Source organism: Sphingobium herbicidovorans, from assembly GCF_002080435.1.
GTDB lineage: Bacteria > Pseudomonadota > Alphaproteobacteria > Sphingomonadales > Sphingomonadaceae > Sphingobium > Sphingobium herbicidovorans.
On the sequence record NZ_CP020538.1, the window covers coordinates 1,752,941 to 1,770,165 of the forward strand.

The following is a 17,225-nucleotide window of genomic DNA, read 5'->3' on the forward strand; positions in this document are numbered from 1 at the left end:
GCCATCGACTGCCCGCCCACTCCTATCGCTTGCCGCATCCGCCCGGCAGGATTAAGGGCGCGGCAAGCCATCGCAGCACACAGGACCACCCATGACCGACGTCTCCATCAAGCGCGCCCTTCTTTCCGTGTCGGACAAATCCGGCCTTATCGAACTGGGACAGGCGCTGGGCAGGCATGGCGTCGAACTGGTGTCGACCGGCGGCACCGCCAAGGCGTTGCGGGAAGCGGGGCTGGAGGTTAAGGATATCTCCGACCTTACCGGCTTCCCTGAAATGATGGACGGCCGCGTCAAGACGCTGCACCCGAAGGTCCATGGCGGCCTGCTTGCGGTGCGGGACAACTCTGAGCATGTCGCTTCCATGGAGGAACATGCGATCGGCGCAATCGACCTTGTTGTCGTCAACCTCTATCCCTTCGCCGCGACGGTCGCCAAGGGCGCGGAACGCGAGGAGATCATCGAGAATATCGATATTGGCGGGCCGTCCATGGTCCGGTCAGCAGCAAAGAATCATGAAAGCGTGGCGATCGTCACCGACCCGGCCGACTATGCCCGCCTGATCGCGGAAATGGCGGAAAAGGGCGGCGCTACCAGCTATGATTTCCGCCGCATGCTCGCGGCCAAGGCCTATGCCGCCACCGCCGCCTATGATTCCATGATCGCAAGCTGGTTCGCCTTTGCCGATCAGGGGGTGCAGTTCCCCGAAAGCCTGTCTGTTTCCAGCAAGCTAGCGTCGACCCTGCGTTACGGTGAAAATCCGCACCAGTCGGCGGCGCTCTATTTGCCCGTTGGCCCTTCCGCCAACGGCATCGCACAGGCGCGTCAGGTGCAGGGCAAGGAATTGAGCTATAATAATTACAACGATGCCGATGCTGCGCTGGAGTTGGTCAGCGAGTTCCGCGATGGCCCGCCGACCGTGGTGATCGTGAAACACGCCAATCCCTGCGGCGTGGCGACCGGGGACACGTTGATCGAAGCCTATGAAGCCGCGCTTGCATGCGACAGCGTGTCCGCGTTCGGCGGCATCATCGCGGTCAATCGCCCGCTCGACGGACCGACCGCCGAAGCGATCAGCGGCATCTTCACCGAAGTCGTCGCCGCGCCCGACGCCGATGACGCAGCCAAGGCGATCTTCGCCAAGAAGAAGAACCTCCGCCTGCTGCTGACCGGCGATCTGCCCGACCCGGCCCGCGAAGGGTTGCAGATCAAGAGCATTGCGGGCGGCCTGCTGGTGCAAGGCCGCGACAATGGCCGCGTGACGCGCGATCAGTTGAAGGTGGTGACCAAACGTGCGCCGAGCGATCAGGAACTCACCGACTGCCTGTTCGCCTGGACCGTAGCCAAGCATGTGAAATCCAATGCCATCGTCTATGCCAAGGGCGGCAGCACCGCGGGCATCGGCGCGGGGCAGATGAACCGTCTTGAATCGGCGCGCATCGCCGCGTGGAAGGCCAAGGACGCGGCCGAGAAGGCGGGCTGGAGCGAAGCGCGCACCATCGGTTCCGCGGTGGCATCCGACGCTTTCTTCCCCTTTGCCGACGGGCTGCTGGCTGCGGTGGAGGCAGGCGCCACAGCGGTCATCCAGCCGGGCGGCTCCATCCGCGATGAAGAGGTCATCGCCGCTGCGGATGAAGCGGGCCTTGCCATGGTCTTCACCGGAATGCGTCACTTTCGCCACTGATCCGACATGGCGGCTGCGAAGGGAGCATCATTCCTTTCGCAACCGCAAAAATCGCAGTTTTCAGCCACTTTCCATCGATTGGCATCTTTCCATCTGCCTGCACGCACCCTATTTTCCCGCCTGACCCTATGTCCGCGCAGTCGTGGGGCAAGCCTTTAATGTTCGCAGGAGACTTTTAGGATGACTAGAAAGACGATGGTGGCGCTCGCCGCCGCGATGACCTTCGCCCTACCCGCCTCGGCCTTGGCGCTCAGCAACGACATGGATGTGATCGTCGATGGCCGTTCAGGCACCGAGACGCGCAGCATCACCGTGTCGGTGGCCGATCTCAACCTGGCCAGCAGCCGTGGCGCACGCCTGGCCGATTCGCGCATCAATCGCGCCGCCAAGGAAGTGTGCGGTTGGATGAACGGTTCAATCCAACAGCCGACCCGCGAATTCCGCAACTGCTACGGTGCTGCGCTCGACGACGCGCGCGGCGACCTTGACGCACTTGCGCAGGCACAACGCCAAGGCTGATCTGCTGTGGCGCAGGCAGGCGGGGCCGCCATTACACGGCCCCGTCATGCTTACCCCTTCGTTAACCATTCCTTAGATGATTTCCTTCACTCCCGATGGTAGAAGCTAGCCTATCGGGGGGCATTGAATGCCGGATATCGACGAGAATGTGGACGTCGCCATCATCGGCGCAGGTCCAGCGGGGCTGACTGCCGCCTATCTCCTCACGAAGAAGGGCTATTCGGTCACCGTCATCGAAAAAGACCCCACCTATGTGGGCGGTATCAGCCGCACGGTTGAACTAAACGGCTTCCGCTTCGACATTGGTGGGCATCGGTTCTTTTCCAAATCGAAAGAGGTGGTCGATCTCTGGAACGAGATTCTGCCCGACGATTTCATCCAGCGGCCGCGCATGAGCCGCATATATTATGAAGGCAAATTCTACAGCTACCCGCTGCGTGCGTTCGAGGCGCTGTGGAACCTGGGCGTGTGGCGCTCGACGCTCTGCATGGCGAGTTTCGCCAAAGCCCGGCTGATGCCCAATCGCAACGTCCGCTCTTTCCAGGATTGGACGGTGAACGCCTTCGGGCACAAGCTATTCTCTATTTTCTTCAAGACCTACACCGAAAAGGTGTGGGGCATGCCCTGCGATGAAATGTCCGCCGACTGGGCCGCCCAGCGGATCAAGGGCCTATCGCTTTGGGGCGCGGTGATGGATGGATTGAAGCGGTCGCTGGGCCTTAACAAACGGCCCAATGACGGCATGGAAACGAAGACGCTGCTGGAAAGCTTTCGCTATCCGCGCCTTGGCCCCGGCATGATGTGGGAGGCCGCGCGCGATTCGGTGGTGGCGGGCGGCAACAAGGTGCTGATGGCGCACAGCCTGAAGCAGATTGCACGCGACGACACGACCGGCCAGTGGCAGATGATCGCCCAAAGCCCGGACGGCGACGTGCTGCTGAAGGCCGCACATGTCATCAGTTCCGCGCCCATGCGCGAGCTGGCTGGCCGCATCCATCCCCTGCCCGCGACACTGGGTAATGCGATGGAGCTTAAATATCGCGACTTCCTGACCGTGGCGCTGATGATCCGGTCTGACGACCTGTTTCCCGACAACTGGATCTACATCCATGATCCCAAGGTGCAGGTCGGCCGCATCCAGAATTTCCGCAGCTGGTCCCCGGAAATGGTGCCCGATCCGGCGCTTGCCTGCGTGGGCCTTGAATATTTCTGCTTCGAAGGGGACGGCCTCTGGTCAGCCAGCGATGATGAACTGATCGCCCTTGCCAAGCGCGAGATGGCCATATTGGGCCTTTGCGACCCCAATGACGTTGTCGGTGGCGCAGTGGTTCGTCAGGAAAAGGCCTATCCCGTCTATGACGATGACTATGCAGCCAATGTGCTGGCGATGCGGAGCGAACTGGAAGAACTTTATCCCAGTCTGCACCTGGTCGGCCGCAACGGCATGCATCGCTACAATAATCAGGATCATGCAATGATGACGGCGATGCTGACGGTGCGCAACATCGAAGCAGGCCAGCGCCTGTTCGACACATGGGCCGTCAATGAAGACGCCGAATATCATGAGGCGGGCGAAGGGGGCGAGGAAGCCATGGACCAGAAGGCCGCGCTCGGCAGCCTGCGCCTGGTGCCCAGCCGTCTGAAGGCCGCGTAAAGGCGCAGCGATGGCATCTTTCCGCATCGGCAGCCTAGCCGGCGCGATCACCGCGCGCTTCACTTTCATACGTTACCTGCTGGCAAGCCTGTGCGCCTTGTCGGGCGACATGCTGTTGTTCCTGGCGCTGCTGAGGATGGACGTGCCGCCTGCCGCTGCGGCGGCGGTCGGCTATATCGGTGGGCTTTTGCTCCATTGGATGATCAGCGTGCGCTTCGTCTTCACCTCGACCCGGCGGCCCACGCACGGGCAGCGGCTGGGCTTCGCGGTGAGCGCTGCGGTTGGTCTGGGCATCACTACCGGGCTAGTCAGCGCGCTCGGCGTTGCGGGGCTTGCGCCAGCCCTTGCCAAACTCCTTGCCATTCCGGTGAGTTTCCTGACGGTTTATGCGATCCGGAAATATGGCGTCTTCGCTGTTGCCTGACGCCCGGCCCGGCCTGACGCGGGAATTGAGCGTGAAAGTTTCGCCGCATCCCCGCTGGCTCATTCCGGCATGGATCCTGTGTTGCGTCATTTTGCTGTGGCTCTCGCGCGGGCAGCTGACCGTACTTGGATTTCGCGATCCTGATGACGCCATGCGGCTGCAACAGGTGCGCGACTGGATGAGCGGGCAGCCCTTTCTGGATGTCAGCCAGCATCGGGTGAGCCCGCCGACCGGTGGGCCCATGCACTGGTCGCGGATCGTCGATATGCCGATTGCGGCTTTGATCTTGCTCCTGCGCCCCTTGGTAAGTGCGAGCGCGGCGGAGATCATCGCCTGTTCGATCGTTCCGCTGCTTCTGCTGGGCTGTCTGGTCTGGGCGCTCCATGTCGCAAGCGATCGGATCGCGGGTAGGCCGGTGGCCATGATCGCGCCACTGCTGCTGCTGACGACGCCAACCATCCTTGTGCAATTTGGCCCTCTGCGCATCGACCATCATGGATGGCAGATCCTGATGGCCACCATTGCGCTCGCGGGTGCGATGGATCGGCGTCAGGCGCGTGGAGCTATTGTTGCTGGCGCGGCCATGGCGATCTGGCTTCAAATGTCCAGCGAAGGGCTGCCCTATGCGGCACTGTTCGCGGCAAGCTTTGCGCTCCGGCAATGGCTGGATCGGCGTGAAACGGCGCGGTTCGTCGCCTACGCCGCCACTCTGGGCGGCGGAGCTTTCCTCTTGCTCGCGCTGCTGCGCGGTTTCGGCCCGCTGATGCAGGCGCAGTGCGACGCGCTTTCGGCTGCCTATGTCTGGCCCCTGCTGGCCTTTGCGGTGGCGACCCCCCTTGCCTTTCATTTCACCCCGGCTTCCTCGGCCAGTGGACGTTTTCTGGCAGCGGGCTTGAGCGGAGCCGCAGCAGCCGCGCTGTTCCTCCTGACGGGCCGCCCCTGCCTGACAGGCGATCCGTTTCAGGCGCTGGGGCCGGTCGCCTATAAACTCTGGTATCTTCATGTGATGGAAGGGCGACCGATCTGGGAGCAGGGCCGGTCGATGGCTGGCCTGATCCTCCTGCCCCCGATCGCGGGACTGGCCGGTTCGATGCTGGCCGCGCGCAGCGCCGCCATGGCGCAGGTCCGCGACCGCTGGCTGACGGTGGCGCTGCTGCTGACGAGTGCAACCATGGTTGCCCTGTTGGTGATGCGGGCGATGTCGGTCGCGCATGTTTTCGCCCTGCCGGGGATCGGCTGGCTGATCCTGCACCTATTTCGGCGCGCGCAGCAGCTACGGGCAACCGCGGTTCGGGTGTTCGCTTCCTCGGCTGTCGCTCTGCTTACCCCTGCGGCATTGTGCGCTATCTGGATCGCGGCGATGGCAGCGCTGGACAAAGATAACGACGAAACGCCGAACACCGCCAACGAATGCCGGACGCCAGGGGTGCTCACATCGCTTCGTCAACTGCCGCCATCGACGCTTTTTGCTCCGCTGGACATGGGGCCAGACATATTGGTCCGCACCCGGCACAAGGTGATCGGCACGGCCCATCATCGCAATGCCGCCGGGATCACGGCCGTAGTCGAAACCTTCACTGCGCCGCCAGCACAGGCACGCACGATCCTGACCGCGCTGGACGGGGGTAAAGGCCCGGACTATCTGATCGCCTGCACCGGCCTCAATGAATTCCGGCATTATGCCAAGGAACATGAGGGCAGTCTGGCAGCCATTCTGGATCGCGGGAAACAACCCGAATGGCTGAAACCGGTCGCATTACGCGGCGCGAAGTCCCTGCGCGTTTATCAGGTCAGGCTGCGGCAAAACTGAGCGCGACGCCATTCATGCAATAGCGCTTGCCGGTCGGTTGCGGGCCATCGTCGAATACATGGCCAAGATGACCGCCACAGCGGGCGCAATGCACCTCCGTCCTGGGGTAGCCCAGGGCAAAGTCGCGCGACGTTCCGACGGCGCGTGGCAGGGACGCCCAGAAGCTGGGCCATCCAGTGCCGCTATCGAATTTCGTCTTTGATGCGAAGAGAGGATGCGCACAGCCCGCGCATTTGAATGTACCTGCGCGGTGTTCCTTGTTCAGCGGACTGGTAAAAGGTCGTTCCGTCGCATGTTTCCGCAGCACCTGATAGGCGAGCGGGCTGAGCCGGCTGCGCCATTGTGTGTCGGTAAGCGCGAAAGGATAGGCCGCCTCGGCGTCTTCCACGCCCAGCCGCCAGAAAGCCAGCGCGGCCACACCGCAAAGGGCGCCGTTCAGAAGAAGATGCCGCCGGGTCATCATGCCGACCTACTTTACCATGGCTGAGCGCCGCCTGAACAGCCTGCGGCGACTGGACCGGCCCGACTTCAGCACATGGCGGCGAAACAGCCATACGCCAAGGCGGATGATGACCGCGACCCAGATCGCCTGCCAGCCGATCGCGAGCAGGTGTGGCCAGATCGCCGCGTCCTGCGCCGCCCGCGCGATCATGGCGAAGGGCGAGGAGAAGGGAAAGATGATCGCAGCCACTTCGGGCGCGGAGCCCATATGATCGACGGCATAGGTCGCGAAGAAAAATACGCCCATCTGCGCCATGGTGACGGGCATGTTGAGCGTCTGCACTTCCCGCACCGTCGCGGCCTGAGCGCCGATGCCCAGGAACAGCGAGCCGAGCAGCGCATAGGCCATGGTGAAATAGACCGCGCCCAGCAACAGGAATATCGGCCAGCCCACCGCAGGGGTGGGCGGCGCGATATCCGGACCAGCCAGCAGCTTGACGCCCGCGACGATCGCGCTTCCCCAAAAACCGATGCCGACGAAGCTCATCCCCAGCATGGCCAGCAACTTGCCCAGAAACACCGAATCGATCGGCACGGCAGCGGCCAGGATTTCAATGACCTTGTTGGTCTTTTCCTCCACCAGGTTGGATAGGACCATCCCCGCCAACAGCATGGTGAGCAGGAAAACCAGCACTTGCGCCGCCCGCCCGGTCAGCAGGCGTGACTGCGCCTCCGCGCCCGCGCTGGCGGAGACGAGCTGCTTTTCAACCTGCACATGGGGCAGTTGATCACCCGCGACAGCGGCGCTCGCAAGCAGGCTTATGTCGCGCTCCAGCATGGCAAGATCGCTCGCTTTGCCGGTCAGTATCGGTCGTTCCACGCTGCCCGAAACGATCGCCATGAACCGTGCGTCGCGGCGCGCCAGCAACGCGCGCGGATCGCCCGTCGGCGCGCGCTGGAGATTCGGGAGATTTTCAGCGCCGATGCGCGCGGCAAGAATGCGATGCGCCCGTTCCATCCGGGCGGCGTCCGGCGCGGTCATGGACATGCCGACCGTGGGACGCAGGCTTTCCCGCGTGATCTTCTCTCCCAACCCGCCGAACGCCATGCCGATGACGACAGGAAACAGCGGCCCCAACAAAAAGAGGATGAATGTCTTTGAAAAGATGACGGCGGAAAAATCCCGCCGGGCAATGACCAGAGCGGCGCGCAGAACCTCGCTCATGCAGCGCCTTCCTCTTCCACATCTTGCATCTGCCGGGCGGCGGCATCTCCTGCGATGGCGACGAAGGCGTCGTGCAATCCTGGCCGTTCGATCGACAGGCTTTCAATACCGGCATGGCCATCCAGCAAGGCGCGAAGCAGCGGCTCAATGCCCTCATCAGGCAAGTCAAAATGCCACGCTCCATCGGCGGCCAATGTTTCGGGCGGCAAGGCGCGACGCCAGCCGCCATCGCTCGCCCGCGTGCGCAGCCTGACCTTCGGGCGCAACTGATCGCGCGCCTCGCTTACCGATCCTTCGAAGCGGATGCGACCGCCAGCGACGATGGCGATGCGTTCGCACAACCGTTCGGCATGCGCGATGACATGGGTGGAAAACAGGATTGTGACGCCCCGCCGCGCCTGATCGCGGATCAACAGCTCCAGCTTGCCCTGATTGATGGCGTCGAGCCCGGAAAAAGGCTCGTCCAATACGATCAGCCGGGGTTCGTGGATGATGGTGCCGAATAATTGCACGGTTTGCGCCATGCCCTTCGACAGCTGGCGGATCGGTTTGTCGACGGACGCGCCCATACCGTGCTCGATGAGCATCGCCCGGGCGCGTTCCCGCCCTATTTTCAGCGGCAAGCCGCGCAATGCGCCCATGAACGCGATGGCTTCGGCCGCTTTCATCGAGGGATAGAGGCCGCGCTCCTCGGGCAAGTAGCCAATGATGCGCGCCTGGCGCAGCGGGACATCGTCGCCCAGCAAGCTGCGATGCCCCTCATCAGGATCGATGATGCCAAGCAGCGTGCGGAGCAAGGTGGTCTTGCCCGCGCCATTGGGACCCAGAATGCCATAGATCGACCCCGCAGGCACCGCGATATCGATACCATCGACCGCCCGGAAATTGCCGAATGTCTTGACAAGACCATGGCCTTCGACGGCATAGGTCGGGGAAGGAGCCGGAGCACTACCGATCATCCGCCCCTGATAGTCGCACACCATGCCAACGCAAACTGAAACCTTGGAACAACGCCTGAAGGCGCAGGCGCAGCGGCTGGGCTTTGCCGCTTGCGCCATTGCGCGCGCCGACGCGGCGCCAGAGGCGGGGCAAAGGCTGCGGCAGTGGCTGGATGCGGGCCGCCATGGCGACATGCTGTGGATGGAGGACCGAGCCGAACAGCGCGCTTCGCCCAGGGGGCTGTGGCCCGATGTGCGCAGCGTCATCATGCTGGGTATGAGCTATGCGCCCGGCCGCGATCCACTGAAGCTGGCGGATGTGAGCGATCGGGGGCGGATTTCGGTCTATGCGCAGGGGCGCGACTATCATGACGTCGTCAAGAAGGGCCTGAAGATTCTGGCGCGCTGGCTTGTGGAGCAGCAGGAAAGCGCACTCAAGGTTTTCGTCGATACAGCGCCAGTGATGGAAAAGCCGCTTGCCGCGGCGGCTGGCCTCGGCTGGCAGGGCAAGCATAGCAATCTGGTCAGCCGCGATCATGGCAGTTGGCTGTTTCTGGGGGCCATTTACAGCGAGATCGCGCTGGAGCCGGACGCGCCGGCAGTGGACCATTGCGGCAGTTGCAATGCCTGCCAGACGGCTTGCCCCACCGACGCCTTTCCCGCCCCCTATGTGGTCGATGCACGGCGGTGCATTTCCTACCTTACCATCGAGCATAAGGGGCCGATACCGGAGGAGTTTAGGGTAGGAATCGGCAACCGCATCTATGGCTGCGACGATTGCCTGGCGGTCTGCCCCTGGAACAAGTTTGCCGATGCGGCAGCAGCCAACAAGGCGTTCATTGGGCGGGCAGAGCTGGCCGCGCCGGAACTGGACGACCTGCTTGCGCTGGATGATGCGGGGTTTCGCGAGATTTTCTCAGGCTCTCCGATCAAGCGGATCGGACGGGACCGCATGGTGCGCAACGCGGCGATCGCTGCCGGAAATAGCGGGGAACCGAGGCTGATCGCGCGGTTGCAGCCCTTGCTGGCCGACGGCGACACGGTCGTCGCGGAAGCAGCGGCCTGGGCGATCGGAAAGCTGTCCGCTAAGGAAGCTATTTAGCGTGCAGATTAGCGGCGCAGGCGCCGGGATCCAGATCCGTTCCCGCAGGCGTGCGTGCATCGACATGAGTGACGACCGGTTCCTTGCCCCGGCCAGGCGCATACAGATAGGCGTCCAGCACGCAGCGGCCGTTGGCGAATTGAAGCTTGCGCATCGTACTTTCGCGAATGTCGAGACGCGGCGTGCCGAACTGCTGAATGAGATGGCGAGCATCCATGCCCATCAGCGGGCCGGAGCGCATGAAGGCGCTGGCGGGGGGACCGGCGGCGGGGCGGCCGATAGACGCGGGCGGCACGACCGAACCACAGGCTGCCAGCGGGCCTGCGAGGGCGATTCCGATGATCAGGCGGACAGGGTTCATCGTGACTTGCTTTTGGCGCCGTGCAGCATGTGCACCGCCATAGCCGCGCTCCAGATCGGCGCAAGCAGGTTGATGAAGGGTATCAGGAACAGAAACGTCGAGACGAGGCCCATGAGCCACCGGCGGAGGGGAGCTATCGGCGGCAGACCGGCATGGCGCGGCTCCACCATGTCGGCAAGGTCGCGGCCCAACAGATAGGCGTTAAGCGCCAGGAACAGCCCGATCGTGCCGACTCCGGTAACGAGCAGGAGCAGATAGGCTGGCAAGGCAAGCAGGTTCCAGCCAACCGTGCGGACGACCGATGCGAGCGCAAGCCGCACGCTGGCCCCCACGCCCAGGGAATGCGCGATTGCCGCTGCGTCGGGATAGCTGGCCCGTTCAACCGCGACGATGATGTCGTCGGCAAACAGGTTCATGGCCGCCATGGCGATGGTGCGAAAGAGCAGCCAGGCGAAGGCAACCACAGCGATAACCGTGGCCGCCGCTTCGGCGAAACCGCCTCCACCCCAGCCGAAATACAGGCGAACGCCATGCACGGCCGTCCAGACGCCAAGCCCCGCCATGGCGAAAACCAGCAGCGTCAGCAGCAATGTCTTGCCCAGCAGGCGCAGGGCTGCAGGATGGAAGATTGCTGGAAATGCGCGAAGGACGGCTGAGATCCCCATGGAGGTTGCTATCCCGCGCCCGGATGACTGCGTCAATCAGCGCCGTTGCGCGGGACGATCCGGATCGGTAGACACGGCGCGATTTCCTGGCCCTTTCTTCAATCGAAGGATATTGCGTGACCGCTGCTGCTCCCTCGTTAGATGTTGTCGCGATCGGCAACGCCATCGTCGATGTGCTCGCGCCGAGCGATGATGCGTTTCTGGCCGAACACGCGCTGACCAAGGGCGGCATGCAGTTGATCGACGCCGAAACCGCCGAGAGCCTTTATGCCGACATGGCCGCTGGCAAGGAAGTCAGCGGCGGATCGGCGGCCAATACCCTTGCCGGGCTGGCGGCATTTGGAAAGCGCTGCGGCTTCATCGGCCAGGTGTGCGACGATCAGTTGGGCGAGGTATTCGCCCATGATGTGCGGGCGCTGGGCATCCGCTATGACACGCCAGCGGCGAAGGGGGATATACCCACCGCACGCTGCCTGATCCTGGTGACGCCGGACGCGCAGCGGACGATGAACACGTTTCTTGGCGCGTCGCAGTTCCTTCCCGAAACCGCGCTGGACCTGGAGCTGATCCGGTCAGCTTCGATCCTCTATCTTGAAGGCTATCTGTGGGACCCCGAACAGCCGCGCGCGGCGATGCGCGCCGCTATCGACGCGGCACGCGGGGCTGGCCGCAAAGTCGCCTTCACCCTGTCGGATGGGTTTGTGATCGAACGGCATCGGGCCGATTTCGTCGAGCTGATCGAACAGGGACAGATCGACATCCTCTTTTCCAATGAGCATGAAATCCAGGCGCTGGCGCAGGTCGATGATTTTGATCGGGCAGTCGCAACCTTCTCGGGCAAGGTGCCGGTGCTGGTCTCGACGCGCAGCGAAAAGGGCGCGATCGCGGTGGTGGACGGCCTTCGCTACGAAGTAACCGCGGCCCCGGTCGCGCAGATCGTCGATACGACCGGTGCGGGAGACCTGTTCGCAGCCGGGTTCCTGGCCGGGCATCTCGAAGGGCTGGACGTGCATCATTGTCTGGAACTGGGGGCAGCCGCAGCGGCCGAAGTGATTTCCCACTGGGGCGCACGGCCTGAGCAGGATCTGCAGGCGCTTCGAGCCAAATTGTTCGGCTGATCCGTTGCCTTCGGTCGTCGTGAGCGAAGTTGCGGCAACAACTTCGTTCAGGCCACCGCCTTCTGTCGCCGGAATAGCGCGCGGTCTTCCGGCCCGAAGCCCCAGCGCCAGATGACAAAGCCATAAACGCCCAGGATCGTGGCGACGCCAAAGACCAGTTCGACCCATTCATATTCGCGGGGCAAGGCGACGAAGGCCGCTCCAACGATACAGGCGACGCCGCAGGCGCTGAGCAGCGGCCAGCGCCAGGCATTCACCTTCGCGCCCAGCAGATGGGAGAGAAGCCGCGCCTTGACCAGCGCGCCCGCGCCCAGCGCAATGCTGAGCGCCAGCGCGGGGGCCGCCGCAATCGCCATCGGCGACAGGCCGAAACGGCGCGCCAGCATGATAAGTCCGAAGCTGAGCGCCGCCTGCAGACCGATCATGCACAGAGAGATCATGAGATTGCGGTGGCGCGCGATGTAGACGAGCGCGGATTCGCTGACGACCGCCGTGGCCGCGACGACTTCAGCCAGCAAAAGGAAGGCCAGCGCTCCAGTGCCGCCGACAAAATGGGGGCCGACCAGACCCATGACCGCTTCGCCGGGGATGCCGAGCGCCAAGGCGATGCCGGCCTGCGCGGCGATGATCCAGAAGCCGACCTGGCTGACCTGCTTCGCAATCGCCGTCAGATTGCCTTCCGCAAGGTTGCGCGTGATGACCGGGCCAAGGATGGGGTCGAAACTGGTTTTGAGCTTTTGCGGCAGAGAGGCGACCTGCTGCGCAACATAATATATGCCCACCACCGCCGGGCTGACAAACAGGCCGAGTATCGCGAGATCAAGTCGGCGCGATCCCCATTCAACGCCATCGGCTGCTGCAAGCGGCAGGTTGCGGCGAGCAAGGCGCCAGAGCCTGCCGCCGTCGGGCCGCCAGCCATAGGGTATGCCATAGTGCCGGGTCATGGGGATGATCGAGGCGACCAGGGCCGCGACCATGGACAGGACATAGGACAGGATCAGCCCGTCTCGCGTCGAATAAAATGAAAAGGCAAAGGCGCCGATGCTGATGGCCCAAGGCTCTATGATCGACCGTGCACGGACCGTCGCGCCGATATCGAAACGGTAGGCGCAGGCAGCCAAGGCTACGTCGGAGCCCGCAACCGCAATGACGATCAGTGCGAGCAGCCGATCAAGGCCGTTGATGCCACTGTTGGGAAACATCGCCTGCGGAAAGGCGACCAGCAGGGCGCTACCGAAAAGCGCGGCTATCATGGTGACCAGCATCGCATCGGTTACGACATGGTTATGCGGCCGTTCCGTCTGCGCAAGCGCCCCGGCAAGGCCACGTTTCAGCCCTAATGTCGCCAGTTGCGCGACGAATTCGACCACCAGAACGGCATAGGCAAAGCGGCCCAGCGCGTCCGCCCCATACCAGCGGCCGGCGATGAACAGGAACGGCAATCGCGCGGCAAGGCGCAGGAGGAAACCAAACACATTGGTCCGCCCGCCCTTGGCCAGGGCGGCGATATCGTCCTGTTGCGAGGAGGAAGCCTGCTCAGCCGGCAAAGTATCTGGGTCCCCCTGTCGCATCATCTTTCCGCCGAATGGTAAACAATAAAGGATGCAAGGGCGACGGAATTATTCCGGCCGCAACGGGCGGGCGAGCAGAGCGTCGATGACATGGCCAAGCGGCGCTGCATCTTCGAGCAGGGCGCAGACAGCTTCAACCACGGGCATTTCGACCATGGCGGCGCGCGCCGCATCACGCAGGACCGGGGCGGTGAAAGCGCCTTCGGCCACGGTGCGGCGGTTGGCGAGCAGTTCGGCGGACGGACGCCCCTCCCCCAGCCCCTTGCCGAGCGAGAAGTTGCGCGAATTGGTCGAGGAACAGGTAAGAACGAGGTCGCCGAGGCCCGAAAGCCCCGACAGCGTTTCCGCGCGCGCGCCCCGCGCGAGACCAAAACGCGTCATTTCGGCAAAGCCCCGGCTGATGAGCGAGGCACGGGCGTTGAGGCCAAGGCCGGCCCCTTCCGCGACGCCGCAGGCGATCGCCAGGACATTCTTCACCGCGCCGCCAATTTCCGCGCCGACCACATCGTCGGACAGATAAGGACGAAAGGCGGGCCGGGCGATGCGCGCCGCGATCTGGCGTCCAAGGTCGGCGTCTGCACAGGCGAGGGTGATGGCGGTCGGCAGGCCCCTTGCCACTTCATGCGCGAAAGTGGGGCCTGACAGCACCGCGATGGGGGATTTGGGCTGCGCCTGCTGCGCCACTTCCGACATGAGCAGGCTTGTCCCGGCCTCTATCCCCTTGGAGCAGAGGATCAGCGGAAGGCCCGAGGGGAGTCCCGCCACGACAGCCCGCAAATGCTGGGCGGGGCTGACGATCAGCAGCAGGTCGCGGTCTTCCATTTCCGCCATGTCGCCGGTGGCGCGCACGGCAGGGCCTAGCGGGATGCCGGGAAGGTAAAGGGGGTTGAGGCGATCGCGATTGACCGCGTCCACCACTTCGGGCTCGAGCGCCCACAGGAGGACATCGTCGCCCTGCGACGAAAGGGTTTGCGCCAGCGCGGTTCCCCATGCGCCAGCACCGATCACGCCCGCCTTCATGCCTTTACACTCTTCATGCCTTGACCCCGGCGCCGCGCGCCTTTTCCGCGTCCGGATCGAGCGGCCAGCGTGGCCGGGCCGGAACCGTCAGATCGTCCACCAGTCCTGCCGCATATCGCTCCGCCCCCGCCCAGGCGATCATGGCCGCATTGTCGGTGCAAAGCCAGAGCGGCGGCGCGACGAAGGGCAGGTCATATCTGGCGGCCAGCGCCTGAAGCGCGGCGCGGATGGACTGGTTCGCGGCCACGCCGCCAGCGACGACCAGCGCCGTCACCCCATCATGGATGGCAAGCTGCTTTTCCGTGCGGTCGATCAGGCAGTCGATGACGGCCTGCTGAAAACTGGCGGCGATATCTTCGGCCGAATATTGGCCGGACTGCGCCGCACGCATGACGGCGCTCTTGAGCCCCGCGAAGGAAAAATGGGGTTCCGCCGTGCCGACCAGAGGCCGGGGCAAGGGCACCGCCTTCGCATCGCCCTTCGCCGCTGCCTGCTCCACGGCGGGCCCGCCGGGATAGCCCAGGCCGAGCAGCTTCGCCGTCTTATCGAACGCTTCGCCGGATGCATCGTCTATGGTGGTGGCGAGACGGGCGTAGTCGCCCGGGCCACGGACATGCAGCAACTGGCAATGACCGCCCGAAACCAGCAGCAGCAAATAGGGAAATTGCAGCGACGGATCTGCGAGGCGCGGCGAGAGCGCGTGGCCTTCAAGATGATTGACGGCAATCAGCGGCTTGTTGGCGGCATGGGCCAACGCCTTGCCGGTTACGAGGCCAACCATCACGCCGCCGATCAGCCCCGGACCCGCCGTGGCGGCGATCACATCGACCTGATCCAGCGTCAGATTGGCGTCGGCCAGCACCGCTTCGACCAGCGGAGCAAGCGCCTCCACATGGGCGCGGGCGGCGATTTCGGGAACGACGCCGCCGTAGGGGCGATGCGCTTCCTCCTGCGTGGCGAGGCGGTGCGCAAGGATCTTGCCCTCCGCCGTCACGAGCGCCGCTGCGGTTTCGTCGCAGCTCGATTCCAGGCCGAGGATGATCGTCATTGTTGCTTCCATCTAATGCCCACGGCCATTAGAGCAAGCGGCATATGATGACGCCTTCCTCCCTGCCCGGTCGCCCGCTCCGCCTAGGTACGCGGGGATCGCCCCTTGCCCTTGCCCAGGCGCGCATGACGGCGGACGCACTATGCGCGCGCCACGGATGGCATGCGGATGCGATCCAGACGGTGATCGTGCAGACCAGCGGCGACCGCATCCAGGACCGCGCGCTTGCCGAGATTGGCGGCAAGGCGCTGTGGACCAAGGAGCTTGATCGCGCATTGCTGGCTGGCGAAATCGACTTCGCCGTCCATAGCATGAAGGATGTGGAGACCATCAGGCCAAAGGAAATCCGGATCGCTGCGATGTTGCCGCGGGCGGATGTTCGGGACCGGCTGGTGGGCGCGGACAGCTTTGCTGCATTACCGGCCAGTCCGGTGGTGGGATCAAGCTCCCCGCGCCGCGCTGCGCAAGTGAAGCGATTGCGCCCAGACGCCCAGGTGGTGCTGTTCAGGGGCAATGTCGCGACTCGGCTGGCCAAGCTGGCGGCGGGGGAAGTCCATGCGACCTTGCTGGCGGCGGCGGGCCTCGACCGGCTGGGTCAGGGCGAGGTGGGGACCAGCATCCCGCTCGACGTCATGCTGCCGGCGCCCTCGCAAGGGGCCGTGGGGATCGAGGCGCTGGCGAGCAATGCGCCGATGCTGGCGACGCTGGCGGCAATCAATGACCCCGACACATTCGATTGCGTGATGGCGGAGCGCGCTGTGCTCAAGGGATTAGGCGGCACGTGCCATTCGCCGATTGCGGCGCTGGGGCGGCTGGAGGGCGGGACGATCCGCCTTTCGGCCGAGATATTGAGTGCTGATGGACAGGAACGGGTCAGCGATGTGCGAGACATCGCCCGCAGGGACACCGAAGCGGCCGAAGCGATGGGTCGTGCGTTGCTGGATAGCGCCAGTGCGGAGCTGCGCGCGCTGTTCGAGGCGTGACGCCGGTCATCATCCTGCGGCCTGAGCCGGGGGCAAGCGAAAGCGCGGCGCGTGCAAGGCGGCTGGGCTTGGCGCCCCGCCTCTGCTCTCTGTTCGAAGCGCGTCCGATCGCCTGGGAAGCACCACCGCGCGAGGATTTCGACGCGCTGTTGATGACCAGCGCACAGGCAGCACGGCTGGGAGGCGCGCAACTCGCCCGCTATCACGGCCTGCCCGCTTATGCGGTCGGAAGCGCCACGGCGCGGGCGATGGCGGAGGAGGGTTTCCAGAACATCGTGCATGGCGATCTGGATGGCAGCGCAATTGCTGCCCGGATCACGGCGGATGGGCGCCACCGGCTGCTGCATCTGGGCGGCACGACCGTGGCGCCGATCGCGCCAGGCCCCCTCAACATCCAGCGGGTGCCGGTTTATACAATCGGCGAGAAGCCGGAGGCTGGGCTGCATGCGCTTCTGGAACCGGACGCGGTGCTGCTGGTCCATTCGCCACGGGCCGGGAGCAGGCTGGCTGCGCTCGTCGACCCGCTTCAACGGCGCGACCTTCACATCATCGCCATCAGCCCGGCTGCGCTTGAAGCCTGCGGGCAGGGATGGGCAAGCGGCGAAGCGCCCGGCCAGCCCGATGATGAGAGGATGCTGGCCCTCGCCGTCCGATTGTGCGAATGA

General features: G+C 64.2%; 17 protein-coding genes. 9 read left to right on the plus strand and 8 right to left on the minus strand.

The genetic code is table 11. The features are described from left to right. Positions 1 to 91 precede the first annotated feature (91 nt). The 5 genes from purH to B6S01_RS08480 all read left to right on the plus strand — a co-directional run bounded on the left by purH (position 92) and on the right by B6S01_RS08480 (position 6,088). On the plus strand, positions 92 to 1,681 hold the full coding sequence (gene purH, locus B6S01_RS08460) for a bifunctional phosphoribosylaminoimidazolecarboxamide formyltransferase/IMP cyclohydrolase (protein ID WP_037468796.1): 1,590 nt from the start codon (positions 92 to 94) through the stop codon (positions 1,679 to 1,681). Positions 1,682 to 1,861: 180 nt separating this feature from the next. Continuing rightward, on the plus strand, positions 1,862 to 2,200 hold the full coding sequence (locus B6S01_RS08465; RefSeq protein ID WP_037468797.1) for a UrcA family protein: 339 nt from the start codon (positions 1,862 to 1,864) through the stop codon (positions 2,198 to 2,200). A gap of 127 nt (positions 2,201 to 2,327) precedes the next feature. After that, on the plus strand, positions 2,328 to 3,854 hold the full coding sequence (locus tag B6S01_RS08470; RefSeq protein WP_037468798.1) for an NAD(P)/FAD-dependent oxidoreductase: 1,527 nt from the start codon (positions 2,328 to 2,330) through the stop codon (positions 3,852 to 3,854). 10 nt (positions 3,855 to 3,864) lie between these two features. Beyond that, positions 3,865 to 4,278: a GtrA family protein gene (locus tag B6S01_RS08475; RefSeq protein ID WP_037468800.1), complete on the plus strand. Its 414-nt coding sequence runs from the start codon at positions 3,865 to 3,867 to the stop codon at positions 4,276 to 4,278. Beyond that, the gene (locus tag B6S01_RS08480) at positions 4,256 to 6,088 is read left to right on the plus strand and encodes a hypothetical protein (RefSeq protein WP_231568082.1); all 1,833 of its coding nucleotides are present in this window, start codon (positions 4,256 to 4,258) and stop codon (positions 6,086 to 6,088) included. Before B6S01_RS08475 ends, B6S01_RS08480 begins: the two co-directional genes overlap by 23 nt. Here B6S01_RS08480 and msrB read toward each other — a convergent pair. Genes msrB through B6S01_RS08495 form a run of 3 tightly spaced genes read right to left on the minus strand, consistent with a single transcriptional unit; the run spans position 6,069 to position 8,713 of the window. Continuing rightward, a complete protein-coding gene (gene msrB / locus B6S01_RS08485) occupies positions 6,069 to 6,548 on the minus strand; it encodes a peptide-methionine (R)-S-oxide reductase MsrB (RefSeq protein ID WP_037469136.1) in 480 nt (159 codons plus the stop codon). The genes B6S01_RS08480 and msrB overlap by 20 nt on opposite strands. Before the next feature lie 9 nt (positions 6,549 to 6,557). Further along, a complete protein-coding gene (locus B6S01_RS08490; RefSeq protein WP_037468803.1) occupies positions 6,558 to 7,754 on the minus strand; it encodes an ABC transporter permease in 1,197 nt (398 codons plus the stop codon). Continuing rightward, positions 7,751 to 8,713 carry an ABC transporter ATP-binding protein gene (locus tag B6S01_RS08495; RefSeq protein WP_037469139.1) on the minus strand — a complete coding sequence of 321 codons (963 nt, stop codon included), beginning with the start codon at positions 8,711 to 8,713 and terminating at the stop codon, positions 7,751 to 7,753. Before B6S01_RS08495 ends, B6S01_RS08490 begins: the two co-directional genes overlap by 4 nt. 22 nt (positions 8,714 to 8,735) lie before the next feature. Here B6S01_RS08495 and queG point away from each other — a divergent pair, with 22 nt between their 5' ends. Further along, positions 8,736 to 9,794, plus strand: a complete 1,059-nt coding sequence (gene queG, locus B6S01_RS08500; RefSeq protein ID WP_037468805.1) for a tRNA epoxyqueuosine(34) reductase QueG — start codon at positions 8,736 to 8,738, stop codon at positions 9,792 to 9,794. On the opposite strand, the gene B6S01_RS08505 is transcribed toward queG, so the two are convergent. Together B6S01_RS08505 and B6S01_RS08510 are read right to left on the minus strand one after the other, a co-directional pair. Continuing rightward, positions 9,787 to 10,155: a hypothetical protein gene (locus tag B6S01_RS08505; RefSeq protein WP_037468807.1), complete on the minus strand. Its 369-nt coding sequence runs from the start codon at positions 10,153 to 10,155 to the stop codon at positions 9,787 to 9,789. The two genes, queG and B6S01_RS08505, sit on opposite strands and share 8 nt — an antisense overlap. After that, positions 10,152 to 10,820 carry an EI24 domain-containing protein gene (locus B6S01_RS08510; RefSeq protein ID WP_037468809.1) on the minus strand — a complete coding sequence of 223 codons (669 nt, stop codon included), beginning with the start codon at positions 10,818 to 10,820 and terminating at the stop codon, positions 10,152 to 10,154. Before B6S01_RS08510 ends, B6S01_RS08505 begins: the two co-directional genes overlap by 4 nt. Before the next feature lie 116 nt (positions 10,821 to 10,936). Here B6S01_RS08510 and B6S01_RS08515 point away from each other — a divergent pair, with 116 nt between their 5' ends. Further along, positions 10,937 to 11,938, plus strand: coding sequence for an adenosine kinase (locus B6S01_RS08515; protein ID WP_037468811.1), 1,002 nt, complete (start codon positions 10,937 to 10,939; stop codon positions 11,936 to 11,938). 47 nt (positions 11,939 to 11,985) lie between these two features. Here B6S01_RS08515 and B6S01_RS08520 read toward each other — a convergent pair whose 3' ends face one another. From B6S01_RS08520 to tsaD, 3 genes are read right to left on the minus strand one after another with little or no spacing between them, the layout of a single operon-like run. Continuing rightward, positions 11,986 to 13,509, minus strand: coding sequence for a lipopolysaccharide biosynthesis protein (locus B6S01_RS08520; protein ID WP_051908589.1), 1,524 nt, complete (start codon positions 13,507 to 13,509; stop codon positions 11,986 to 11,988). 48 nt (positions 13,510 to 13,557) lie between these two features. After that, positions 13,558 to 14,529 carry an NAD(P)H-dependent glycerol-3-phosphate dehydrogenase gene (locus B6S01_RS08525; RefSeq protein WP_037468814.1) on the minus strand — a complete coding sequence of 324 codons (972 nt, stop codon included), beginning with the start codon at positions 14,527 to 14,529 and terminating at the stop codon, positions 13,558 to 13,560. A gap of 13 nt (positions 14,530 to 14,542) precedes the next feature. Beyond that, positions 14,543 to 15,577: a tRNA (adenosine(37)-N6)-threonylcarbamoyltransferase complex transferase subunit TsaD gene (gene tsaD, locus B6S01_RS08530; protein ID WP_037469145.1), complete on the minus strand. Its 1,035-nt coding sequence runs from the start codon at positions 15,575 to 15,577 to the stop codon at positions 14,543 to 14,545. Between the two features lie 125 nt (positions 15,578 to 15,702). Between tsaD and hemC the strand changes: the two genes are divergently transcribed. Together hemC and B6S01_RS08540 are read left to right on the plus strand one after the other, a co-directional pair. After that, positions 15,703 to 16,560: a hydroxymethylbilane synthase gene (gene hemC / locus B6S01_RS08535; protein ID WP_231568083.1), complete on the plus strand. Its 858-nt coding sequence runs from the start codon at positions 15,703 to 15,705 to the stop codon at positions 16,558 to 16,560. After that, the gene (locus tag B6S01_RS08540) at positions 16,557 to 17,225 is read left to right on the plus strand and encodes a uroporphyrinogen-III synthase (protein ID WP_037468816.1); all 669 of its coding nucleotides are present in this window, start codon (positions 16,557 to 16,559) and stop codon (positions 17,223 to 17,225) included. Before hemC ends, B6S01_RS08540 begins: the two co-directional genes overlap by 4 nt.